General features: G+C 27.2%; 22 protein-coding genes and 2 tRNA genes. 21 read left to right on the top strand and 3 right to left on the bottom strand.

Annotated features, from left to right (window positions below):
- Positions 1–37: 37 nt before the first annotated feature.
- Positions 38–784, bottom strand: a complete 747-nt coding sequence (locus V2E24_RS00850; protein WP_330500536.1) for a nuclease-related domain-containing protein — start codon at positions 782–784, stop codon at positions 38–40.
- A 209-nt stretch (positions 785–993) separates the two neighbouring features.
- On the opposite strand from V2E24_RS00850, the gene V2E24_RS00845 reads away from it, so the two are divergent.
- The 3 genes from V2E24_RS00845 to V2E24_RS00835 are packed head-to-tail and all read left to right on the top strand — an operon-like array spanning position 994 to position 3,756.
- Positions 994–1,389, top strand: coding sequence for an IMPACT family protein (locus V2E24_RS00845; RefSeq protein WP_330500535.1), 396 nt, complete (start codon positions 994–996; stop codon positions 1,387–1,389).
- Positions 1,358–2,788 (top strand): M17 family metallopeptidase, encoded by a 1,431-nt coding sequence (locus V2E24_RS00840; protein WP_407940488.1) that lies wholly within the window; start codon positions 1,358–1,360, stop codon positions 2,786–2,788. Before V2E24_RS00845 ends, V2E24_RS00840 begins: the two co-directional genes overlap by 32 nt.
- On the top strand, positions 2,782–3,756 hold the full coding sequence (locus V2E24_RS00835) for a DHH family phosphoesterase (protein ID WP_330500533.1): 975 nt from the start codon (positions 2,782–2,784) through the stop codon (positions 3,754–3,756). Before V2E24_RS00840 ends, V2E24_RS00835 begins: the two co-directional genes overlap by 7 nt.
- Positions 3,757–3,816: 60 nt before the next feature.
- On the opposite strand, the gene V2E24_RS00830 is transcribed toward V2E24_RS00835, so the two are convergent.
- Positions 3,817–8,088 carry a hypothetical protein gene (locus V2E24_RS00830; RefSeq protein WP_330500532.1) on the bottom strand — a complete coding sequence of 1,424 codons (4,272 nt, stop codon included), beginning with the start codon at positions 8,086–8,088 and terminating at the stop codon, positions 3,817–3,819.
- 809 nt (positions 8,089–8,897) lie between these two features.
- On the opposite strand from V2E24_RS00830, the gene V2E24_RS00825 reads away from it, so the two are divergent.
- The 8 genes from V2E24_RS00825 to rplT all read left to right on the top strand — a co-directional run bounded on the left by V2E24_RS00825 (position 8,898) and on the right by rplT (position 17,252).
- Positions 8,898–10,505, top strand: coding sequence for an ABC transporter ATP-binding protein (locus tag V2E24_RS00825; protein ID WP_330500531.1), 1,608 nt, complete (start codon positions 8,898–8,900; stop codon positions 10,503–10,505).
- Positions 10,492–12,069: an ABC transporter ATP-binding protein gene (locus V2E24_RS00820; RefSeq protein ID WP_330500530.1), complete on the top strand. Its 1,578-nt coding sequence runs from the start codon at positions 10,492–10,494 to the stop codon at positions 12,067–12,069. Before V2E24_RS00825 ends, V2E24_RS00820 begins: the two co-directional genes overlap by 14 nt.
- A gap of 257 nt (positions 12,070–12,326) precedes the next feature.
- Positions 12,327–12,403 (top strand) — tRNA-Arg (locus V2E24_RS00815).
- 58 nt (positions 12,404–12,461) lie between these two features.
- A complete protein-coding gene (uvrB, locus tag V2E24_RS00810; RefSeq protein WP_330500529.1) occupies positions 12,462–14,447 on the top strand; it encodes an excinuclease ABC subunit UvrB in 1,986 nt (661 codons plus the stop codon).
- A 100-nt stretch (positions 14,448–14,547) separates the two neighbouring features.
- Complete coding sequence (locus V2E24_RS00805) at positions 14,548–15,732, top strand: phosphoglycerate kinase (protein ID WP_330500528.1); 1,185 nt, start codon at positions 14,548–14,550, stop codon at positions 15,730–15,732.
- A gap of 324 nt (positions 15,733–16,056) precedes the next feature.
- On the top strand, positions 16,057–16,650 hold the full coding sequence (infC, locus tag V2E24_RS00800) for a translation initiation factor IF-3 (protein WP_330500527.1): 594 nt from the start codon (positions 16,057–16,059) through the stop codon (positions 16,648–16,650).
- On the top strand, positions 16,650–16,838 hold the full coding sequence (rpmI, locus tag V2E24_RS00795) for a 50S ribosomal protein L35 (protein ID WP_330500526.1): 189 nt from the start codon (positions 16,650–16,652) through the stop codon (positions 16,836–16,838). Before infC ends, rpmI begins: the two co-directional genes overlap by 1 nt.
- A gap of 66 nt (positions 16,839–16,904) precedes the next feature.
- A complete protein-coding gene (rplT, locus tag V2E24_RS00790; protein WP_330500525.1) occupies positions 16,905–17,252 on the top strand; it encodes a 50S ribosomal protein L20 in 348 nt (115 codons plus the stop codon).
- 72 nt (positions 17,253–17,324) lie between these two features.
- On the opposite strand, the gene V2E24_RS00785 is transcribed toward rplT, so the two are convergent.
- Complete coding sequence (locus V2E24_RS00785) at positions 17,325–18,068, bottom strand: phosphotransferase (protein WP_330500524.1); 744 nt, start codon at positions 18,066–18,068, stop codon at positions 17,325–17,327.
- 68 nt (positions 18,069–18,136) lie between these two features.
- Here V2E24_RS00785 and V2E24_RS00780 point away from each other — a divergent pair.
- The 10 genes from V2E24_RS00780 (at position 18,137) to atpA (ending at position 25,752) form a co-directional block, all read left to right on the top strand.
- A tRNA-Leu gene (locus V2E24_RS00780) sits at positions 18,137–18,221 on the top strand.
- Between the two features lie 43 nt (positions 18,222–18,264).
- On the top strand, positions 18,265–18,600 hold the full coding sequence (locus tag V2E24_RS00775; RefSeq protein ID WP_330500523.1) for a hypothetical protein: 336 nt from the start codon (positions 18,265–18,267) through the stop codon (positions 18,598–18,600).
- 46 nt (positions 18,601–18,646) lie between these two features.
- Entirely contained in the window at positions 18,647–20,215 is a 1,569-nt protein-coding gene (locus tag V2E24_RS00770; RefSeq protein ID WP_330500522.1) for a hypothetical protein, read from the top strand.
- 1 nt (position 20,216) lies between these two features.
- Entirely contained in the window at positions 20,217–21,362 is a 1,146-nt protein-coding gene (gene thiI, locus V2E24_RS00765; protein ID WP_330500521.1) for a tRNA uracil 4-sulfurtransferase ThiI, read from the top strand.
- A 110-nt stretch (positions 21,363–21,472) separates the two neighbouring features.
- Positions 21,473–21,934, top strand: coding sequence for a hypothetical protein (locus tag V2E24_RS00760; RefSeq protein WP_330500520.1), 462 nt, complete (start codon positions 21,473–21,475; stop codon positions 21,932–21,934).
- Entirely contained in the window at positions 21,924–22,679 is a 756-nt protein-coding gene (locus tag V2E24_RS00755) for a F0F1 ATP synthase subunit A (protein ID WP_330500519.1), read from the top strand. Before V2E24_RS00760 ends, V2E24_RS00755 begins: the two co-directional genes overlap by 11 nt.
- A gap of 127 nt (positions 22,680–22,806) precedes the next feature.
- A complete protein-coding gene (gene atpE / locus V2E24_RS00750; RefSeq protein ID WP_330500584.1) occupies positions 22,807–23,025 on the top strand; it encodes an ATP synthase F0 subunit C in 219 nt (72 codons plus the stop codon).
- Positions 23,026–23,033: 8 nt separating this feature from the next.
- Complete coding sequence (locus V2E24_RS00745; RefSeq protein ID WP_330500518.1) at positions 23,034–23,606, top strand: ATP synthase F0 subunit B; 573 nt, start codon at positions 23,034–23,036, stop codon at positions 23,604–23,606.
- Positions 23,607–23,613: 7 nt separating this feature from the next.
- Positions 23,614–24,162 (top strand): ATP synthase F1 subunit delta, encoded by a 549-nt coding sequence (atpH, locus tag V2E24_RS00740; RefSeq protein WP_330500517.1) that lies wholly within the window; start codon positions 23,614–23,616, stop codon positions 24,160–24,162.
- Positions 24,163–25,752: a F0F1 ATP synthase subunit alpha gene (gene atpA, locus V2E24_RS00735; protein ID WP_330500516.1), complete on the top strand. Its 1,590-nt coding sequence runs from the start codon at positions 24,163–24,165 to the stop codon at positions 25,750–25,752.
- The last annotated feature ends 2 nt before the right edge of the window (positions 25,753–25,754 follow it).

The following is a 25,754-nucleotide window of genomic DNA, read 5'->3' as shown; positions in this document are numbered from 1 at the left end:
TGCATTTAAATAATAAATAGCTAACCATATTGGTTAACTATTTAGCTTTAATCATTTTTAAAAAAGTCTTTTTTTCGTTGATGGTTGAAGCCTCGTGAGTTCTAATCATTGAAGCAAAATTTTTAACATCTTCGATTTTTAAAGATGTTGCTTTTAAATATTTATAAGCTTGTTGAATTTTTTCTTCTAAATTTTGCTCATTAGCTAAAAACACATGAGATGGCACATTATGTACATCAAAAGTGCTATCACCACCCAAAACAATAACTGAGGCAAAAAAATCTTTACGATTAAAGTCAGTATCATTTTTAATTCTTCTTCTTACTAATTTACTAAAGTGATCAATATGTTTTTCATTTTGTAGAATAAAGTTAGTTATTACTTTTTGTTTTGTTTTTTTAGATGACAAATACATTTTCTCGTAACTATCACCACTAACGTGTCCAAAATAACTTTTGTACTCCAAAACAATCATTCCATATTCAGTTACTATTAAATCATCAACCTCGCATAATTGACCGTCAATGTTATATTTTGTTCCTTCTAAATAAAAAGATTTATTGGCTTTAGCGATTTCTTTTACATTTTTTCTTACTTGATTTTCAAAAATAAAACCTTGTTTATTTGTTTTTTGTTGTTTTTTGTATAAGAAAAAAACAGCTACAAATAAACAAATTATAGCTATTGTAACAAAAGAAAATCCAATTCAAAACTCTTGCGGATGCACTTGTGCAACACCCACGAAATTTTGTGATTTATCAATGATGTTTTCTGGTCTTGGCATAGTGTTTTTATTATAAAATAATTTTTTATTTTAGCTATTAAATAACTATATTTTTAATTTACAAATTATCAAAAAACTACAGTTTATTTTTAGTATAAACAGTTTGAATATATTAAATTATATCTTTGTTTTTAATACCAAAGAGTCATGTTTTTGTCGCGATAAAATATAAATTGAGATTATTTTTAAATGTATTATAATTTTTAAAAATGCATGAAATAGTTATAAAAAAATCAACATTTATCAGCTATGTTTATGAAGTACAAAATAAAGATCAAATTAATCAAATCATCGCTAATTTAAGAAAGGAATACAAAAAAGCAAGGCACATTTGTAGTGCTTATGTTTTAGAAGATCAATATAAAAATTTAAACGGTGGTTATGATGATGATGGCGAGCCTAAAAATACTGCCGGAATGCCAATTTTTGACTTAATTCAAATTAAAAATATTAAAAATGTTTTGGTTGTTGTAATTAGGTATTTTGGTGGTGTAAAATTAGGTGCTTCAGGATTGATTAGAGCATATAGAAAAAGCGCTAATGTGGCTATAGATGAATATTTAAAGGAGAAAAATAATGAAAATTCAATTAAGTCAAAAAAGTAATTATACTCAGCTAAAAGCAGTTTATTTTGATTCAAATTTACCTAAAATTTTGAACAAAAAACAAGGTGCTTTAACTGAATTATTTGAAGAAAATGTAACATATTTTTATATAGATGAAAAACACAGTAATTATGATGGTTTATTCGAAAGTATTGATACTTTAGCTTCTAAACACAATCGTGATTGATCTATTGATGTTCAAAGTTTTGTTAGACAAAACATTAATTTAGAAGAAGTTTTAAGATTGTTAGTTTCAAGAATAGTTTATTCAAAAGCAAAATTATTCCAATTACACTATAAACAAGCAAATCAAGAAAACAATGAAGAAGAAAAAGAAAATAAACTTGAATTATTTTTAGCTGATTTTGACTCAAAAACAGCTAATTTTGTTGAAGAGTTAAATATTATTGCTAAGGCTGTTAATGATACAAGAAACTTACAAATAATGCCAGAAAACTACTGCAACAGTGAAATGTTGGCAGAAAAAATCGTTGATGATTTTAAAAATATCCCTAATTTAAAAGTCAATGTTTTAACAAAAGCACAAATTAGAGAAATGGGAATGAATTTACTTTTATCTGTAAATAAAGGAAGTACACACGAGCCTAGAGTGGTTGTAATTGAATTAAATAACAAACCTGATTCAAAAGAAAAAATAGCGTTTGTAGGAAAAGGAATTACTTTTGATACTGGTGGGGTTAACACTAAAGGATACCACATGGAGGGTATGAAATTCGATATGTCAGGTAGCGTAATATGTGCTTACGCACTTAAAACATTAGCACTTATAGACGCAAAAGTTAATGCTGTAGCTGTAATGATGATTACTGACAACAGATTAGATGGTGATGCTTCTTTACCTGAAAATGTGTACCAATCATTAAGTGGTAAATATGTTGAAGTAACAGATACTGATGCTGAAGGAAGATTAGTTTTAGCTGATGGACTATTTTATGCTTCTAAATTTTTAAATTCAACATTATTAGTTGATGTGGCTACTTTAACAGGATCTTTAAGTTATGCACTAGGAAATGTTTATACTGGGGTGTGATCTACTAAAGATGATCACTTTGAAACATTTTCTAAAAGCGCTAAAAAAGCAGGTGAAAAAGTTTGAAGAATGCCAATGCATAAAGAATTTAACAAAGGCAACACTTCATCTAAAGTGGCAGATTTACTTAATTACTCATCATCTTCAGGGAGTGATTCTAACGCAGCAGCAATGTTTTTAAACGAATTCACCAACAACACTGACTACATTCACTGTGATGTGGCTTTTACAGCTGATAAAAAAGGTGAACCTACAGGTTGCTTAGTTGCCACATTAGTTGAATTTGCTAAAAATTATGACTACAACAAAAATAATGAAACAAAACAAAACGAAGGTAAAACATGTTAATTAATAATGAACAAGTGGCAACACAATTACTTGAAAAATATGATTCAATCGTTATTTTTCATCACATTCGCCCTGATGGGGATTGTTTAGGAAGCCAATTTGCGCTTAAACAATTACTTTTAGATAATTACCCAAATAAAAAAGTTTATGCTGTTGGAGATGCTAAAGGAAATTTTTCATTTTTAGATTTACAACACGATCCAATGCCTAGTGATGAAATTCTAAAAAAATCACTTGCAGTTATTGTTGATGCTAACTTCAAAGATAGAATCGAGTGCAGAGAAGCTTTAGATAAAAATATTTTTGCTGAAACTTTAAGAATAGATCATCATCCAAATGACGATGATTTAAACAAGTGCACAAGATGAGTCGATAGCGATTATATAGCTGCTGATGAGATGATTGCGCAATTAGCTTTTGTTAATAACTGAAAAATAACTAAAAGAAGTGCTGTTTTACTTTACTTAGGAATTTTTACAGATTCAGGTAGATTTTTATTTGCTAAAACAAGCGCCAGAACTTTTAAATTAGTGGCTCATTTATACGAAAATGGTCTTGAAGCAGCTTGATTCCACAAAAATATGTCATTGGTGTCAATGGATGATATTGAATACAACGCCTGATTAATGAGTACTCTTAAAAAACGTGACGGAGTTGCTTACATTCAAAATGACATCGAAAACACAAAACGTTTTAACAAAACACCTCAAAGCTCAATAAGAGTAAATTCTATTGCTAACATTATAGGTTATCCTATTTGAGTACAATTTACCGAAGAGGAAGATGGAAGAATTAGAGTAGAATTTAGATCTAATGGACCAATAGTTAGAAATGTTGCCCTAAAATGAAACGGTGGCGGACACGATAACGCTAGCGGATGTATGTTAAATAGCTTTGATGATGTTGAAAAAGTTATTGATGATTGTGCAGCGGAAGTTATTAATTATCAAAAAAGTCTACAACAATAACAAAAAAACTGAATCCTTTTGTGGTTCAGTTTTTTATTTGTAAATTTTTAACGCTGTATTTTAGTTGTTTTCAACATATTCTTTCAAAATTTGTGATAGTTCAAAGTATAAATCACTTCGACTTTTTTCGTTTAAATCATCGTATGAATACACATATTTAAAGTCAGAAAAATGCTTAATTGTTCTATTTTCAAAATTTTGTTCACCAACTAAAACATAAATACCTCTATTATTTTCATTTGGTAATCCTAAATTTTGAAGATGTTCAACATTATTTAAATCTAATTGTGACACTTTTTTTGTTGAAGCTGAAACAAAATAAAGTTTTGTGTTTAGTGATTGATTATATTCAAGTGAAATTGAAACATTTTTAGAATCTATTTTATTATCTTTATTGTTGTAATTACTTGTTCTATCTTCTCTATCAAAATAAATTTTTAAGGTTGGGTGCATTTGAGCTTCAGATGAAGTTAGATTTAAGTAAAATGGTGTACTTTCAAAATATTGATCATTGTTTTCTGGGATATCATTAATGTTTTTAACTCTTACTTTAATTCATTTGCTTGAACTAATAATATCTTTGTTTAAACGATATAAACTAGGATCAATATTAGTTGCTATTTGTTCATATTTACCTTTTTGCTCATCAGATACTAAAACATCCATATAAACATTTTGTGTTTGAGGGAAAATAACTGAAGAGTTTGCATTTCTATATGTAAAAGGAATGTGGGTTCCATATTCATCAAATCTAGATTTAGAAATAATAACTTCTTTTGGTGGTAAAGAAATAGGCAATATGTGTTTCTTGTTTAAGGTGCTTTCGAGTGTTGTTTGCATTTTGTAATTTAAATAATCAATTAACTCTTTAGCTTCTTCGGCATTAATTTGGTTTTTTTGGATTTTATTTTGAATTAAAGTTATTATGTTATATCAATTATCTTTTTCATCTGAAGGAATTTGATCATAATCATTACCTGAAATAAAAGTTGAAATTTGAGAGAAATAAAAGTATGTTTTTTGTAATAGTTCATTAACTATAAATTCATCTTCACTATTACTTTCAAATCATTTTTGAATGTTTTCATCTAAAACTAGCAAGTGGTTTTCAACGCTGTTTTCAAAGTTATAATAAATTTTACCGCCTCTTACAAAGTAGTTAGAAATTTTCTTTGTAACTGAATTAGGTATAGTAACAGTAATAGGATCTGAATATGTTCCATCTTTTTTGAATTCCACTAAATATAATTCAATATTTGGTCCGGATGTTTCATATTTATAAGCTGAATTATTACCAATAAAAATAAATTTATTTTTATATGAAGCTAGCATTGGGTATAAATTATTACCTGTTGCATAACTTTTTTTACTTGAAGAAGAAATTACTTTTTCTAAGATTGTTCAATCTTTAAAAATATCAGCTAAATCAATGTCTATATCTTTATTTGAGGCTATTTGAGTTTTAGAAAGTACACTTGAAAAATTTAATCTCTCTTTATTATTGTCATATCTTCCGACATTTCTTAATGAATAAAAGTAACCATTATAATACTCAAAACTTGAGCGCTTGTCAAAAGGTGTGTTAGGATCTCTTTTATCTGTTTCATAAAGATACATAAATCCATTTTTTCATACATCAAAAGGTGTGTTAGGTTCATAAGTTTCAGAAAATCTTGAATCATGTCTTTTAGAAACGGCAATTAAATTATTTTCGTTTTGCGCATTAAAAAGTTGGTCATATTTTGCACCATGGAACATTCCGTAGTGAAATTGTGTTGCTACTGTTGGCTTATCAAAACTTGCACCAGTAGGTAAAAGGAAGTTATCATAATTCATTTGTAGTTGATTTGAAGTTGATAAAGGAACTTTAGTTAGTTTATTATCTCCACTAAAATCAAATTTCTTAGCCCATGTTGCATCTGATGCATAAAACATTTTTTTATCAGTTCCAGGTAGTTGTAAATTAATATATACAACTATATGTTGTTCTACCCCTTTATCTCCTCCAGTTAAAACAGGCATAGAATCAATTCCTACAATAGCAAGTAACATCCCATATAGTGTTGCATAATGAGCACACACACCTTTGTGGTAGTCAATTGTGTTTTCAATTGAAGTTAAAACTTTTGATAAAGAATAATCAATTCACTGAGCTGTGTGTCTATAAAGAACAAAAGCTTTTTCTACATCACTCATACCTGGTTTAATCAATTCAAAAGCTTCGGTAAAATATTGTCTCATTTTTGTTTTTTGAATTGTGTTACCAACTCAGTTGGTCGCAAATAAAGCGCTGTGAATTTGTGATAAAGTTGTATCTTGGTTTTCGACAAACGGTTGATAGTTGTCTCTACTTCTCATGAAAAATTGTAAACTAACGTTCGCAGTTGAAAAGAATATATTATATTTTCACTGCTCTCTTAATCATTCAGAATATGCTTTAGCAGCTAAATTCGAATCTATTCTTCTGTCACCAAATTGATAATCGACTGCTAAACCAGAATTGATCATAAAATCAATCATTCTTTTTAAATCATCAGATGTTATAAATTCGTCTCTTTTTTTAGGTAATGGAATAGATCCATAATCAAAACCTTCGGGCGCTTTTTGCTCTTCAGGAACAATATCATCAGCTGGGTTAGTTTGTCTTCCGTATTTATCTAATTTAGATCTTAACTTTCGATCTACTCAGTCAATTTTTTGTTCTTTAACTTCCGCTAAAAGTTTATTCTCTATTTCTTTATATTTTTGGTTTTTTAATGAACTTATTACATTTTCTTGAATATTATTGTTTGAATTTTGATTTGATCCTTGTGATGAATTATCACTTTGTGTTTGATAGTTTTGCTCTTGGTTTTGTTCTTCAGAAGATGAACTAGAAACATCTTTTGTATCTGTTTTCAAGTCTTTTTCTTGTGTAACTTTATCATTAGAATCTTCATCTGATTCACTACTTTGATCACTAACAGACCCATCTTTTGCATTTAGATCATTTGGCTCAGTGCTTTTATTAGTTTGTTCGTCATTTATATTTGTATTTTCTTGGTTTTGTACGCTAATTTCATCGGCATCTGAAACTGATTGATTTTCCGAATCTAATTGTGAATCAGTTATTAATGGTTTTTCATTTTCAGATGTTGATATTTGTGATTCTAGATTATTTTGATTTTTGTCTTCATTAGTTACTTCTTCTGAAAAATCATCTTTTTGTGTAATTTTGTTATCTTTTTCAGTTTCGCCATCTTTATTTTCTTCTAAACTCAAATTATCTTCACTGGAATTTGTATTGTTGTTTTGTTGAGATTCTTCTGCTGGAGAATGAATTTGTGTTTGTGAATTATTTTCTTGTTGGTTATCTTGCGAACTTTCCTTTTCTTTTAATTCATTTTCTTTTGTTGAAGAACCAACATTTTGTTCGTTTTCTTTAGTTATTTGTTCTGAAAAATCATCTTTTTGTGAATCTTGATTATTTTCTTTTAAATCTGTTTGATCATTAACTTCTTCTTTTTGTGTAATTTTGTTATCTTTTTCAGTTTCACTATCTTTCTTCTCTTCTAAATTCAAATTGTCTTCATTTGAATTTGTATCGCTGTTTTGTGAATTTTCACTTTCTTTTAATTCATCTTCTTTTGTTGAAGAATCAATATTTTGTTCTTTTTCTTTATTATTCGAAAATTCTTCATCTGTAATTGGTTGATTTGTATTTTGTGACTCTTGTTTTTCAGAATCATTAGCGTTAAGTTGTTCTTGAGAATCAGGATTGCTTTGTTCATTTTTTTCATTTGGTTTAATTTGAGTTTCGTCAATATCTTGATTTTCTTTTTGATCTGACAAATTAGCAACATCATTTTGAGTTTGAGACTCTTGAGAATGTTCTTCATCGCTTGATTCTTGTTTTTGGTTAATTTCTAACTCTTGTGAAGTGTCTTGTTCTTCGAGAGAAACTTGTGTTTTTTCATTTTCTTCATCTATGTTTGTTTGGTTATTTGATTCATTTTTTGGGTTTAATTTACTTGTTTCTTGATCTAAATCTTGAGTTTGTGTATTTTGCTGATCATTTTTAGTTTCTTCAACAACTACTACTGATTCTTCGTCGCTTTTTTGCTCAGATTGAGAATCTTTAGTGTTTATTTGTGATAATTCATTTGAATTTGAATTATCTTCATTTTGATGTTTATTATTTATATTTGTTTGATTTGTGTTTTGTGATTGTATTTGTGCATTTTCAGTTTGTGGTTGTTTTTTGTCTTCTTGTTTTTGGCATGCTACAAGTAGTGTAGGTATAGACAAAAATGACGGTACTAAAACCGCGAATGCTTTAAATTTCTTTTTCATAATATGTTTCCCCATTTTTATATATAAATAAATTCTAACACTATAGATTAAACTTATTTAACCTAATATGCTCACAATTTACAAAACTTATAAAAACATTTCAGACTAAAATCTAATTAATATTGTTCTTGGCTAAAGTTTGTTATCTTGTATATTATTAACAACAAACATAAAAGCTGAAATTATCAAATAAACTAATTAACTTTTTTATGTATTGTTAATGATGTTTTTAATCAAATAAGATAATCTTGCTAAAGGTGTTTATCCAAAATTTAATATTTATATATTTTGTAGAATTTGCCAAATGATTATTAATTTATTGTATTGTTGATAACCTAAAACAAAAATATTAAACATACTTAATAAAAATTCAAGCAAATTTATTCAAAACCAAATTAAATGCTTAAGTTTGAAAGTTGCCTTTTTATAATTTCACAAAAATATACTTTAAATTTAAAAATCATAAATATAAAATTCTAATCAGAGCCAAAATGTGAAAAATAAGTTTTCAAAAAAGGCTTTTTTTAACTTTTTGACACAATTCACAAAATTTGTTTTTCTAATCCTATAAAATTAAAATTGCGGCATGGGTCTGTCGAGAGATTCTTTTTTATTAAAAGAATACGGGTTTAAATTATGTTAATGTATTTACAAACTAGCTTAAGCATGACCTGTAAAACAAACATTAACTAAAATCAATAAATTATTATTAATCATTTCAAAAATAAATTTACTAAATTACCAAACAAAAAACTCTCTTGTTTAATAATTATTTATTTTGATTTTATATGAATATAAAAAGGAGGAAGATGAAATTAATAAAACAAAATAAAAAGATATTTTCGTTAATATTTTTAATATTAGCCTTAGTTTTTTTGGTTAATTACTTTACTTTGTTTTTTTATCAGAAATTAATCAAAAATATAACCGATACTAGTGCTGATTTATGAATTTATTTAGCATTGGTACTTACAAGCGTAATAATAATGTTTATATACAATATTACAAAATCGTTTTTAAGAAAAACTTTAGTTAATTTTATCCATAAAAAAATATTTGAAAAAATACTTAAAGCTAACCCCAAAAATGTAAGTTCAAAAGACAATCAAAAATACTTTTATCTCTTAAGTGAAGGGTTATTAAGATATGTAAGCGATTATTACATGCCAATTCTAAGCTTCGTGTTAATGTCTTTTGAGCTTCTTGGATTAGTTGTTGCCTTAGGTGTTAGCTCACCTATTACTTTAAGTTACACACTACCTTTATTGTTTGTGTTTTTAATGATTCCTTTTTTGATGAAAAAACAAATTAATGACGCAAGTGATTTGGAATTAGAAATCATTAAAAAACCTTTAGACAAATCACTTAAATTTGTTAATTTAATAACATCATACAAAAGCATTGACAAACAAGCGCATTTAATAGATTTATACAAAAGTGATTTTGGAAACAAATATTTAAAAACAATAAATAAATTCAGTACAAAATATATGAAATTACAAACTATTTCTGGTGTTAGTGCTTCATTATTTTTTGCATCTTTATTTTTAGTGGGTACATTATTTTTTATTTATAAACCAGATTTAATTACTATCAGCATTTACGCTTCTGTAATTTTTCTTTCACATAGTATGTCTGTAAACGTTACACAAGCTATCACAAACTTAACCGACATAGGTATTCAAAAGCTAAAATTTAAAAATAATGTTGAATCATTAGGTTTTGAATACAAAAAATTATTTGACATAGTTGATTTTAATCAAAATTCAACACAAAGTTTATCTGCTATTAACCTTAAAGATTTTAATTATCAAATTAATGAAAATAAGAAACTAAAAATTGATAAATTACAAATAAACCAAAATCAAAAAATCTTAATTAATGGTCAAAGTGGAGAAGGAAAATCAACATTATTTTTACTACTAAATAAATTTTTAGATCATGATCAACTTGTTGAATATTTTGATCATCAAAACAATAAAATTCAAAATGTCTCTCAAAAACTTCCAAAAGTCACAATAATCAACAAAGAAATGGAATTTTTTGAAGGATCACTTAAAAATAACATTATTTTTAGTGACAGAGAATTAAATGAACAAGAAGCTAACTTAATTAAACTTTTTGATTTAGATAAATTAAACTTTGAAGAAGAGGTTAATGTTGAATCTCCACAATACTCACTAGGTCAAATTCAAAGATTGAATTTACTTAGAAGTCTTTTAAGTGATAACGAATGAATTTTTATTGATGAGGCTATTTCAAATATAGATAAGAAAAATCTTGAAAATATTGTTAACCATTTAATAAACTCTAATAAAACCATCATTATGATTTCGCATACACTAACACAAGATTTAAGCGATAAATTTGACAAAACTTACATTATAGAAAAAGGAGAACTTTATGAAGCTAATTAATGTTATTAAAGAAAATAAAAAAGTTCACCTTAAATTAATATTAATTTCAATTTTAGTTTCGGTTTCACAAATACTTTCAATTTATTTTTCAATTGAAATTCTAAAATACGTTATTTATAATGTTCAAGACAACATCACAAAAAGTTTATTAATGTTATCTATTTTTATTTTGGCTGAAATTTTTCAAGCCTTACTTACAGGTTTTAGCCAAAAATTATATATAAAAGCAATTTACTATACTCATAACACTCTCAGAATTAAATATTTTGAAAAATTAACTAAAGCTCATCCAAGATATTTAAAAAATAACGATAACACACAATTGGTTAATCTTTTAGAAAATGACTTAAATTTCGTAGCTCAATTTAGTGTTATATTTTCTTTTTTAACCAATATTACAATGACTTTCGTCGGAATATCTATTATTTATATTTTTGTATCTTGACAACTTTTATTAATCTTTTTAGGAGTTTCAATCTTAAAATTATTCATTTCATTATTTGCTCAAAGTTTTGGTGCTAAATACCAAAAGCAAGTAAGTGATAATAAAAATAACTTTTTTGCAATTACTTCAAAATTGTTGTTTTCAATTAATACTTTTATTTTTAACAACAAAGAGCCTTACTTTTTAAATTTAAGACAAAAACAAATTTCTAAAAATACAAAAACTAAATTAAAGATTGATATTTCCAAAAATGTTTTTGATTCAATAATTAGCTTTATTAATTTCTTACTTAATTCATCAGTAATTATTGCGGCATTCTTTTTGGTTCAACAAGATATTATCGGTTTTGAGTTATTGATTTTAGTTATTATTCACGAATCAGTATTTTCAAATGCAATTAATGGAATGTTTAAAGCTATATTTGGAGTTGGACAACTAAAAGGAATCTTAAGTAAAATTAAAAAAGATGAAGCTCAAATTTATTACCCAAGTTTAATTAAAAAAGAAAAATTAGAATTTGTAAAATTAGAAAATATTAATTTTTCATATGAAGAAAAACAAATTTTCAATAATTTTAATTTAACAATTAACAGTGCCGAAAAAATATTAATTAAAGGGCCTAGCGGTAGCGGTAAAACAACTTTAATTAATATAATCAACAATTTAGTTGATAACTATCAAGGTAGTGTTGTTTATAACAATACATATTATGGTGAATTTAGTGAGAATTCAGCCAATATAATGTCTATAAATAACGAAATTAATCTTGAAGAAAAAATAGATCTGCAACAGTTATTTTCAAATTATCATAACCAAACAATAACTAAAGATGAATTAATCTCAATTTTTAGAATTGATTTTGCAAAAGATAATATGATCGATTTTGAAACACTTTCAAGTGGTGAAAAACAAAGAATATTACTTTTAATGGCTTATTTAAGTGATAAAAGTTTAATTATTTTAGATGAGATGCTCTCAAGTATTGACCCAAAAACAAGAAAAATTATTTTTGATTTCTTATTAAAAGACCCAAGATCTTACATCTTTGTTTCACACCACTTTAGTGAAAGTGAAGAGCAAAAATTAAATAAAATTATAAATCTGCAACCCTCTTTATAAAAATATAATTGGATAAAAACCAACAACAAACGTGTTGGTTTTTTTAGATGTTTTCAAATTTGTTATATAAATGATTAGTGTGCTAAAAATTATTAATTGAATTTTGGACTTTGTTTTTGGCTTTATCAATGTTTTTGTTTTTTTAAAGACTAACGTACTGATCAAACTTCGTATTTTTCAATTGCGCTTTAGCCCAGCACAAAAAAATCCAAAAATTTTTGTGAGCAAAATATTTTTATGCTAAAATAATATAGCGTGGTCGCGTAGCTCAGATGGATAGAGCACGAGCCTTCTAAGCTTGTGGTCGGAGGTTCGAATCCTCTCGTGATCGCCATTTTTTTTATTTCTTTTTTTAGTTATTTTGTTGAAAAATATTTTTATAATATAAAAATATGTCAATATTTAAATTAAAAGCAGATTATAAACCAAGTGGTGATCAGCCTAAGGCTATCAAAGAGTTATGCGAAGGAATTAAGGAAAACTTACAAGATCAAGTTCTTTTAGGAGTAACAGGTAGCGGTAAAACTTTTACAATCGCAAATGTTATTAAAGAATTTGACCGACCAGTTTTAGTTTTAAGTCATAATAAAACACTAGCAAGTCAGCTTTATAGCGAATTAAAAAGCTTTTTTCCTGATAATGCTGTTGAGTATTTTGTTAGTTATTTTGATTATTATCGTCCTGAAGCATATATCCCTTCTAGCGATACTTTTATTGAAAAAACTAGCCAAACTAACCAAGATATAGAACTTTTAAGAATGTCAACTGTTAATTCACTCTTAACAAGAAGAGATGTTATAGTTGTAGCTAGTGTAAGTAGTATTTACGGGGCTTTAAACCCAAATGAATATCAAGTTAACTCATTTGAAATTTATACAGGTATGGAATTTGGTTTTAAAAACTTTCTTAATAAGCTAGTTAAAATCAAATACCAAAGAAATGATACTGATCATGTTCCTGGTACTTTTATGATTAGAAGTGATTCAGTATTAATTGCTCCAGCAGATAATGATCAATATCTTTTGAGAGTTGATTTTTTTGGTGAAGAAATCGAAAATATTGTCCAAGTTGATCCTTTAAGCAAAAATGTAATTAAACGTCAGAAAATATTTAGAATTTTCCCTGGTGAAGCCTACACAGTTGAAAGCAGTATCTACGACAAAATAATTCCAATGATTAGAGAAGAATTAAACAAAAGAGTCGAATACTTTAATAAAAAAAATAAATTATTAGAGAGTCAAAGAATTTATGATCGTGTTAATAATGATTTAGATGATTTAAAAGAATTTGGAATGTGTTCTGGGATTGAAAATTACTCAATGTACTTAGATCAAAGGACTTTTGGTCAAAAACCATATACGCTTTTTGATTATTTACCTAAAGATGCAATTGTTTTTATTGATGAGTCTCATATGATGATCCCTCAAATTAGAGGTATGTACAAGGGTGATTATGCTCGTAAAAAAAATTTGGTTGATTATGGTTTTAGATTGCCAAGTGCACTTGAAAATAGACCATTAAAATTTGATGAATTTGAAGAAATAAATCTCCAAAAAATATATATTAGTGCTACACCTGGAGAATATGAATTAGACAAAAGTGCCGGAGTGGTTACACGTTTATATGTTAGACCTACAGGGCTTTTAGATCCAATTATTGAAACTAGAAGTACAAAAAATCAAATTGAAGACATTTACGATTCACTCATAAAACAAAGAGAGAATGATCAAAGAAGCATGATTTTGACAACAACCAAAAGGCAAGCTGAAGAGTTGAGTAACTATTTAATTTCAAAAAAAATTAAGGCAGCTTATATTCACTCAGAACATAATACTTTTGTTAGAAATGAAATTTTAAGAAAATTAAGAAAAGGTGTTTACGAAGTTGTTATTGGAATTAACCTTTTAAGAGAGGGAATTGATCTACCGGAAGTTTCTTTGGTAATGGTTTTGGATGCTGATAAAGAAAGTTTTATGCGTAATACCACTAGTTTAATTCAGATAGTTGGTAGAGCAGCCAGAAACGCAAATGGTAAAGTTATTTTATATTGTGATTCAATTTCCAAAAGTATGCAGCAAACAATTGATGATAATAACGAAAAAAGAAAAATCCAGATTGAATACAACCAATTACACAACATCACTCCCAAAACAATTATCAAACCTATTCCCGAACCTATTCAAGGTCATGATATTTCTAATGCAATAGAAGCGATTTTAGCAAAACAACAAGCCAGTTCTAAAATGTCTAAAAGCGATAAAAAATCCAAAGAAGAAGTTATTAAAAAATTACGCGAACAAATGAATCAAGCAGCAAAAGAGCTTGATTATGAGCGCGCTATTGAACTTAGAGACATAATTTTAGAATTAGAAAAATAAATGGAACTAATTACAAAAATTAATTTTTTGTTGAAAGATATTTTAAAAATCTTTGATTTAAAAAAATTATAATTATATTAACTAACAAAAAGGAGTTACAATGAAAAAAACAATTGATGATTTAAACTTAAAAGGTAAAAAAGTTTTATTAAGAGTTGATTTTAATGTTCCTATCAAAAATGGAGTTATTACTTCAACAAAAAGAATTACAGCTGCTTTACCAACAATTCAAAAAATTATTAACGAAGGTGGAAAAGCAATTTTATTCTCTCACTTAGGAAGAGTTAAAGAAGAAGCTGACAAAGAAAGTAAAACTTTAAAACCAGTTGCTGAAGAATTAGCTTTATTACTTAAAAAACCTGTTAAATTCGTTGCTGCTACTCGTGGTGCTGAATTAGAAGAAGCTATTGCGCAAATGAACGAAGGTGACGTGTTATTATTTGAAAACACACGTTTTGAAGACTTAAATGCTAAAGCAGAAAGCAAAAACAATCCTGAATTAGGAAAATACTGAGCAAGTTTAGGTGATGTGTTTGTTAATGATGCCTTTGGAACAGCACACCGTGCACACGCTTCTAATGTTGGAATCGCTTCAAACATTCAAGAATCTGCTTTAGGATACTTAATGGAAAAAGAAGTTTCAGCCTTAAATAAAGCTATCCAAAATCCTGAACACCCTTATGTTGCTATTATTGGTGGTGCAAAAGTGTCAGATAAAATTCAAGTTTTAGAAAACTTAGTTAAAATTGCTGACAAAATGATTATCGGTGGAGGAATGGCTTACACATTCTTAAAAGCTCAAGGTCATTCAATTGGTAATTCATTAGTTGAAAACGATTACTTAGACTTAGCTAAAAAATTCTTAGAAAACTACGGTTCAAAAGTTATTTTACCTGTTGATCACTTAGTAGCTAAAGAATTTGCTGATGTTGAAGGTGAAGTTCAAGACATCGACATTCAAGAAGGATACATGGGATTAGATTTAGGTCCAAAATCTAAAGAATTATTCGCTAAAGCTTTAGAAGGAGCTAAAACAGTTGTTTGAAACGGACCTATGGGAGTTACTGAATTTGAACACTTTAAAGATGGAACTTTAGAAGTTTGTCGTGCTATTGCTAAATTACCAAACTGCTACAGCGTAGTTGGTGGTGGAGATAGTGTTGCTGCTGTTCAAAAATTAGGAATGGAAAAAGAATTCTCACACGTATCAACAGGTGGAGGAGCTAGTTTAGAATTATTACAAGGATTAGCTTTACCAGGTGTTGAATCAATTCAAAATAAATAATATTTTTGTAAAATAAAGAACTATTTTTTGTTATGATAGTTCTTTATTTTTTATATTCGCCTTGTTAATAGGTATATAGGAAAAATTTAATAAATAAAAATTAAGCAAGCGTCAAGATAACAATCAAAAAAATTATGTTAAAATATAAAAGCAATATTTAATTGCAGAAAGTAGAAAACACTTCTCACCTGATTGCTATAGCTTTGGGTTTTGCTACAATTAAATGTATCATTATTTTTTTGATGCCTTTTTTAGTAGAGAAGAAGTGGGTAACCACTTTTTATTTATACAATTTATTTTAAGGAGTTTATTATTCAACCAAAAATGAAGAAACCTAGTGCAGAGCACTACGTAAATGAAGCAATACCGTTTAAACAAGTTTTCCTTATCGGAGCTGACGGAGAAAAAATCGGTGTTAAATACACTAAAGAAGCTGTCGAAATGGCTAAAAATGAAAAAATGGATCTTGTGTTAATACAAGCTCAACCTAAACCAATTGCTAGAATATTGGATTATGGAAAATTCAAATATGACCGTAAGAAAAAACAAAAAGAATTAAAAGAAAAACAAACAAACATCCAAAACCGTGAAGTTCGTTTAACACCTATGATTGGTGATCATGACTTACAAACAAAATCTAAAAAAGCTCGTGAGTTTCTTTTAAAAGGGGATAGAATTAAAGTTTCTCTTAAACTTAGAGGTCGTGAAATGGGTCGTCAAGACTTAGGTTTAGCTACTCTGGACAAATTCTTTAAAACACTTGAAGATATTGCTGAAATTACCAAAGAACCAAAATTGGTAAATGATCGTTTCCTCGACATGAATCTCCAACCAAATAAACAAAAAATTGCAAAATATTTAAAAGAACAAAACAGCAGCAACAATGCTAATGCTGAAGTTGCTAAAGAAGGAGAATAATGCCAAAAATGAAGACTAAAAGTGCGTTAAAAAAACGTATTAAAGTTACAGGAACTGGTAAAGTTTTAAGAGAACAAGCTTTCCGTTCACACTTAGCGCAAAACAAATCAACTAAACAAAAACGTCAATCACGTAAAGCTGCTTTAATGTCAAAAAGCGACCTTAAAAGATTTAAAGGATTATTCTAAAATAAATAATCTTACAAACGTTATTTACAATTAAATAAAAATATATTTTAGAAAGGAATTTAAATTATGAGAGTTAAAGGTGGAACAGTTACAAGACAAAGACGTAAAAAATGAATAAAATTAGCTAAAGGATACTTCGGGCACAAATCAATCGGTTACAAAGTTGCTAAACAAGCTGTTGTTAAATCATGAACATATGCTTTTAGAGACCGTAAACAAGTTAAAAGAGACTACCGTAAATTATGAATCGCTCGTATTAATGCAGCTGTTAGAGCTGAAGGAATGAGCTACTCAAGATTTATCAGCGGACTTAAAAAAGCTAATGTTACAATTAACCGTAAAATGTTATCTGAATTAGCTATTAACGAACCTAAAACATTCGCAATGTTAGTTGAAATCGCTAAAAACAACTAATTATTCTTATAAACATCAAAAGTAAAATACGAAACGATTGTTTCGTATTTTTTATATTAATAATTAATAAAGTTATTGTCTAAAAAGATTATTAGCTTTTTTGTAGTCAAATTCAGCTTCTACTTCTTTAATTTTTTTAATAAAATAGTCAATATTAATTGGTATTTGTACTTTAGAAGCTGCTCAAATTATTATAAAATAATAAGCCATAATTTTTTGTTGAATTAAATACTCTTCTCAGTAACTATCATACTGATCCAAGAAAATCTTTTCTTGTTCTTTATTTAAATCACTAGCACAAATAAATAAAGCTAAATCATAATGCTTATCACCCATTGAAGCGTATTCTCAATCCACAAAATACATTTTTTCATTTTGGTCTATTAATATGTTAGAAAAGTATAAATCATTATGTATTGGTCTGTTAGTTTCGCTATATTTTAAAATATTGTTAACTCTTTTATAAAAATGGTCTAAAACATCAATTTTTCTATCCAATTGATTAACTTTGTTACGATAGTCTTTGATTCTACGAGCCATTGAATTTTTAGGTAGCTTTATCTTAGATTCATGTAATTTTTTAAAAGTATCAGCCACTTGCTTAAGTGTTTTTTCGTCCATTTTTACTTTTTTTGATTCAATAAACTCTCACTTAACATATTCATCTGTGTTTTCAATTAATTTAGGTACAAAATCTAAATTTGATAATAATGAATAATCAATATTATGATTAAAACCATTTAAAATTTTTTCTTGATAAAAAATATTATTATCTTTGTACGATTTATTGGTATATCCAGCTTTAATTAGCTCCATTTTTTAGCACTCCTTACAAAAAATTAAATCATTTACAAGTTTTTTTATGTTATAATTTTAACACAAATGCCTAGGTGGTGAAATTGGCAGACACGCTAGACTAAGGATCTAGTGGAGCAATCCATGCAGGTTCAAGTCCTGTCCTGGGCACCATATGTCACAGATGTGGCTTTTTTTATTTTCTTAGGAGTTTTTTATGGATTTAAAAGTTGTTGATATTGAAAAAGCTAAATTAATTGCTGAAGATATTGTGAGACTATCTAAAGAAGTCTCTCTTCTAAAAAAAGAATTAAAAGATCTTTTTTTAGATACTAACATACCAGTTTATGAACCTTTAAGCACAGGCGGAAAATTAACATATGATTTGGTGCAGCCCAAACCAAAATTTGATTATGTGGGTTATAGCGCTTATTTATACACTCAAATTATAAATGGTAAAGCATTAACTGAAGAAGAACTAGATCAAGCTATAAGTGAGTTTAAAATTGAAAAACCAGAAAAATGATCTCTTAAAGTTTCAACTAAAAGTTAATATTGTAATTTCCAAGATGCTTTATTTATTTAGTAAAATTTAAATCATGTATAAGACAATATTAATTTCAATAATGGCTTTTTTGATTATTGTTTTCCTTATTTTACAAATTATTTTATCTTGAAAAATAATGATCAAAATTCTTAGAGACAAAAGTACAGCCATCCAAAACGAAGTCAACACTAAACTCCAAAAATCAGATAATGTCTTAAATCGTTTTTTCAATCTCTCACAGCATGCTAAAAATGATAATTTTATGCATTTATACACAAATCTTAGTTCTTTAAATTTACAGATGCAAAATTTAAAGAATCAACTAAAAAACAGTATTATTTCGCTAAAGTTAGCAACCAAAAAACTTAAGTTATTAAATTTATTTAGCATCAACAAAACAATCAAAAAACAACACAAAGAATTTAATTCTTTATATTTAGATTTTGCTAATAAAAGTAACGATTTAAGCAAACAACTTAATACAATTGATGAATCATGGAGCAAAATTCTCGATATAACAACACTTTTAAGAGAATATTTGAATAAAAACGCGATTAACATCAAAAAATTAGGACCTTTGACAATTCAAAAAATTAATAATCTTTCTAATCAATTAACAGAAATTAATGATCAAAAATTAGATACTGACTTAGATTTAATTGACGACAAAATTGTTTCATTAGAGAAAAAAGTTTTAGATTTAGTTTTAGAAACAGATCAAGTAATTGATCTTGAGTGAATGCTTTTTAATAATTTACCTGAATTACTAAACAAAAACCCAATCGAAAACAAAAACCTGATCAAGTCTTTTGAAAGTGAAATTTTAGATTACCAAAAACATGATTTTAATAATCTTAAAAAATTGGCCTTAGATACATACCATATTTTGTACTCTTCTTTCAAAGAAATAAAAACCAGAAAACAAGTTATTAGTTTTATAAATAATCAAAAATCTAAATTTTTAACACTTTTTTCATTAATTAGTTCTTATATTCATAATGATAATCACTTCAGTAATAATACTGATTTGATGAATATTTATCAAAATTATCAAAACAACTATAAAAATATGATGAACACTAAAGATGTGCCTATTTCAAAAATTATTCAAAACATTGAATACTTTTTAACAAACACACTTTTAATTATTCAATTCTTTAACAATTTTAAGAATGAGCAATTCTTTAAAAAGTTTATTTTTAGTGATTTTCCTAAATATTTTTTACAAACACATAAAATTTATTTTCAGTTACTGGAAAATAAAAGCGATTTTTTTAATCCAAGAGATTTTTATCATTTTGATGAGTTAGATAATTTATATAAAATTTATCTAGATAAATTGAATGAAAATAATATTGAAATTAATAAATTTACCTATAATTCAGCTAAAGAAATTTTAAAAAACTATAGCGATAAAATTAATTACTTAATTAACCTGTACACAAAAAACAAAACATACCAACAAATGTGTGATTTCTTAATAGACAAATTAAAAAATATAAATAGTGATACAATTAAAATTAACTACCAAAATGCTATTTATTTATATGATTCAAAAGATTTCTTACAAGCTTATGAAATTCTTGATCAAATAAATAGAAATAAAAAGGATAAAAACTAATATGACTAAAAAAATACTAATTAGATATGGTGAATTAGTTCTAAAGGGTGGAAATAGAAAATTTTTCACAAATGTTTTAAGTAACAATATCGAACTAATAACAGGTCAAAAACCAAAAGTTGAATTCGATCGTATGTATTTAAATTACACTAATGAAGTTTTAGAAAAATTACAATACGTTTTTGGAATTAGTTCATATTCTATTGTTCATGTTGTTGAAAATGATTTAGAACTTTTTAAGGATAAAATCTTATCTTTGGTTTTACCCAAAAGTAAAACATTCAAAATCGAATCAAGAAGAAATGATAAAACTTTTCCTATAAAATCTGTTGATTTAAACCAAATTTTAGGTACACATGTTTTAAAAAATACACAACTTAAAGTTAATGTTCACAATCCTGATCAAATTTTTTATGTGGAAATTAGAAAAGAAAGAACTTATATTTTTACCAATTATATAAAAGGTCTTGGGGGCTTGCCTGTAGGAGTTTCTGGTAAGGTAGTTCATCTTTTAAGTGGTGGTATTGACAGTCCTGTTGCTGCTTTTAATTTAATGAAAAGAGGTTTAAAAGTAGATTTTTTAAGTTTTGTTACCCCTCCACAAACAGACGAAAAAACTATCAACAAACTTAAAAATTTAGTTCAAACATTAACTAAATACCAAATCACAAGTCACTTAAACATTGTCGATTATTCTGTTTTAATGAATTACTTGTCAATGGTATCAAATCAATCATACAAAATTACTCTTATGCGTAGAAGTTTCTATCGTATTGCTTCTAGTTTCGCTTCAAAAAATCAAATTATTGCTATTAGTAACGGTGAAAACGTAGGACAGGTAGCCAGTCAAACACTTGAGAGCATGAATGTTATTAGTTCCGTAACAAATAAAGTTGTTTTAAGACCTCTTTTAACATATGACAAAAACGAAATTATTGAAATAGCTAAAAAAATAGGAACATATGAAACATCAATATTAAAAGCAAACGAAACATGCGAACTTTTTGCTCCTAAAAACCCTGTAACTAAACCAGATATTATAACTGCTTTAGGTTTAGAAAAAGAGTTAAATATGATTATGGACCTTGAGGCTGATATATTAACCAAAAACACAGAACATATTAAATTTTCAATAATTCAAAAATAATTTTTTTGACTAAAAGCACTATAAAACAGACTTTTAATTAAGTCTGTTTTGTTTTTTATTTTTATAATAAATTTAGTATATATATAGTAAAAAAGGTATAAAATTAAACTATGCACCGCCAAAACAAGATAAAAAATAGCGTTAGTTTTATAAAAGTATTTTATTTATTTAATTTTAGTTTTGTAGCAATAAATTTAATTGTTTTTTTAGCTTTAATTAAAATAAATTATTCTTTATTATTAGGCTATTCTATAGGCGTTTTGGTATCTTTTTTTATTTTTTTAACTAATGAGGTTGCTAACCAAATTAAAATATCAAAAGTTAAAAGTCGTGCTGTTATTATCGTTATACTTAAAACATGATTTGTTTTAATCTTTTTTAGTGTTTTTCTTATTGCAATTATTTTTGTCAATAAAAACAACCCAGTTTTAAATTTTAGTTATGCAAATAACGGTCCAATTAATTATTTAACTTTTATATACGCACTTTTAAGTACGCAATTAAATGCTTTAATTTCTTGGGTTATTTATTATAAAAAAAACAAAAAGAAAGGAAGTGATAATGTGAGATAGACTAATTTCTAATTGAAATCAGCCGCAGTTATTAAGTTTAATTGTTACTGTTTTGGTAATTATTATATTTACACTAATAGTATTTTTTAAACTTAAAAAACTTAAAGCTAGCGAAGCTCCAAAAGGTATAGTTTTAATTTCAGAATCATTTGTTTCATTTTTTGACAATACTTTTGATGATGTGATGCTTAATAAATTAAGTAAATCTAGACTTTATATTTTTACTTTAGGAGTTTTTCTTTTAATTGGTAATTTAGTAGCAATTTTTGGACTTGAACCGATCGCCACAAGTTATTCAGTTCCTTTAACTTTAGGATTAGCCACATTTATAGGTATTTATGTAGTTGGGTTAATTTATAACAAATTAAGATTTTTTATTAAATTTTTAAAAAATCCTATTGACATTATCGGACAATTTACTCCACTTATTTCAATTAGTTTCCGTATCTATGGAAATATCATTGGTGGTTCTACAATTGTTGCTTTGATTTATTTTTTAGCTGGTTATTTATGGACTTTAATACCAGGTTTAAATAATCATGAATGATTTTTCTTCGCACCTTTTGTTACACCATTTTTACATTTATATTTTGACTTATTTGGGGCAGTTATTCAAGCATATGTTTTTGCTATGTTAACGGCTGCATATTGGACAAATGAAATTCCTGTTGAAGAAGCTGAAAAAACCAATAAAAAAAGATTTAAATTTTTAACACTTAAAAAAGTAAAACAAACAGTTTATTAAAAATAATGAAGGAGAGAATATGTTATCAAATCTTATCTCATACGCAGCTGAAGCTACAACACAAGCTGCTGATAAAGCTGCTGAAAGCACAACAGCTGTAGCCCAATCTACTACATTTAATGGTGGATTAGTTGCTATTGGTGTTGGTTTATCAATGATTGGGGTTATTGGTACTGGAGCCGGACAAGGATATGCTGCTGGTAAAGCTGCTGAGGCTGTTGGAAGAAATCCAGAAGCTGAATCAAAAATTAGAACCATGTTAATTATCGGTGTTGCTATTGCTGAATCAAGTGCTATTTACTCATTATTAATTTCTATTTTATTATTCTTTGTTTACAATAAATAAATTTCAAAATGCTACAAAATTTACAAAATAATTTTGCAATCGACACTCCACAGGATCTAGGTCAAAGTTTTTCAGAAAAATTTCTAAACGTTTTTCCTAATATTCCGATGATGATTGCGACAATTTTAGCTTTTGCTTTAGCTTTTGGTTTTTTAGTTTTCTTTTTTTATAAACCAATTAAGAAAAAAATGAAAGAGCGTCATGATTATATTCAAAAAAATATAGACGCGTCTTTAAGTGAGAAAGAATTAGCTATTCAAAAAACTAATGAAGCTAATGCTAAATTAGAAGAAGCTCACAAACAAGCGGATGTTATCGTAAACAAAGCTAAAATGAGAGCTGAAAAAGTTATCATTACTTATACAGCTAAGGCTAAAAGGGATGCTAAATATTTATTAGATGAAGCTAACAGAGATATAGCAGCCCAAAAAGTAGAATTCGAAAGACAAAGTAAAAATAAAATAGCAGAAGCTGCTGTTGAAATTGCTAAAAAAATCATTACAAAAAACGAAAAATTACTTGATCACCAAGAAGTTATTGATGATTTTATCAATTCAGATGTTGAACAAATCAAAAAATAAATAACATATGTATAAAAATAATTCAAATCCAATCGGGTATGCAATTGCTTTATATGAGTTAGTTAAAGAATCAAAACTTTTTGAGCAAACTCATAAGGAAGCTAATGATTTTAAAAACATCATAATTACGCACCCAAAAATGATTTTTTACTTAAACAATAGTAGCATTCCTAATCAAAATAAGTTCGAATTTTTAGACAAAATTTTAAAAGGTTACTCTAAAGATTTTATTAATTTAATTAAAGTTTGCATCCAAAGAAAAGAAGCATTTTTAATTAAAAGAGTTATGATTGAATACTTAAAAATGTCGAATGTTAAATTAAACATTCAGTTTGCTAAAATAACTGTGGCAAAGCCAATTAGCGATAAAGACATTATTAAAATTAAAAGCAAATTAGAACAAATATACGGAAAAACAATTGAATTAAAAACCGAAATAGATCCTTCTTTAATTAGTGGTTATAAAATTCAAATAGGAAGTGAAATTATTCAAAATAACATACAAGATCAATTGTTAAAATTAAAAAATTACATTATAAAAGATAAGGAGGTTTAGATGGCTAACACAATCGATGATATATCAGCAATTATTCGTGATCAAATTAAAAACTTTGAATCCAAAATAGATTACGCTCAAACTGGTAGAGTTGTAACTGTTGGAGATGGAATTTGTTTAGTTAATGGTCTTGACCAAGTTAAGAACTCAGAAATTGTCGTAGTAAATGATAATGTTTATGGATTAGCTTTAAACCTTGAAGAAGAAGTTGTAGGTATTGCGCTTTTTGATCATGCTAATAGCGTTAGCGAAGGTGATTATGTAAAAAGAACAGGTGAAGTTATTAGTGTTAATGTTGGTGACGAACTTCTTGGTAGAGTTTTAGACAGTTTAGGAAGACCTATTGATGGTAAAGGTGAAATTAAAACCAAAAAAAGAAGAGAAATTTTCAAAGTAGCTCCAGGGGTTATGTCTCGTCAAGAAGTTAATCAACCTTTAGAAACTGGAATTATGGCTATTGATAGTATGATTCCTATTGGTAAGGGTCAAAGAGAATTAATCATTGGTGATAGACAAACTGGAAAAACTGCTATAGCCATTGACACAATCATCAACCAAAAAGGTAAAAACGTTAAATGTGTTTATGTTGCTATAGGTCAAAAAAATTCAACTGTTGCACAAATAGTTAAAAAACTTGAAGATACTGGGGCGCTTGAGTATACAACTGTTGTTGTTTCAGGTGCTAGCGAAATGTCTCCGCAACAATATATAGCACCTTATACTGGTGTTACTATTGCTGAAGAGTGAATGGAAAAAGGTAATGATTGTTTAATTGTTTATGATGATTTATCTAAACATGCTATAGCTTATAGAACACTTTCACTTTTACTTCGTCGCCCACCTGGTAGAGAAGCTTATCCTGGTGATGTGTTTTATTTACACTCACAACTTTTAGAAAGAGCTGCCAGAGTTAATAAGGATTATGGTGGTGGTTCTATCACAGGATTGCCGATTATTGAAACACAACAAGGTGATATTTCAGCATATATTCCAACAAATGTTATTTCAATAACTGACGGTCAAATATTCACAAGGGAAAATTTATTTAACTCAGGACAAAGACCTGCTGTTGATGTTGGTTTTAGTGTTTCACGTGTGGGTAGTTCTGCACAAACCAAAGCTATGAAAAGTGTTGTTGGATCTTTAAAATTAGAATTGGCTCAATACAATGAAATGTTAGCCTTTGCTCAATTTGGTAGTGATTTGGACGAATCAACTAAAACAATACTAGATCATGGAGCTAAGGTTTATGAACTTCTTAAACAAGAACAATACTCACCAATCCCACAAGTGGCACAAGTGGCTATATTACTAGGGGTTAAAGAAAGAATTATTAACCCTCTTCCAAAAGAATATATGCATGATTATCGTGATGCAGTAATTAAGTATCTTGAAGGTGATGTAGATGGACATACAATATACGAAGAAATAAAAGAAACAAAAGTTCTTTCGCCACAAAACTACGAAGCACTAACAAAAGTGTTAGTAGATATAGTTAAGTCAATTATTCTTACAATCCCTAACTATGACCCAAATATGTACAAACCTTTTCCTGCTAAATTTTTAAAAGAAGATGAAAAATCTAAATAATC

This window comes from Mycoplasmopsis ciconiae, from assembly GCF_036350065.1.
Classification (GTDB): domain Bacteria; phylum Bacillota_I; class Bacilli_A; order Mycoplasmatales; family Metamycoplasmataceae; genus Mycoplasmopsis; species Mycoplasmopsis ciconiae.
Note: the sequence above shows the minus strand (reverse complement) of the source record. Positions and strands in the feature narration are given on the sequence as shown.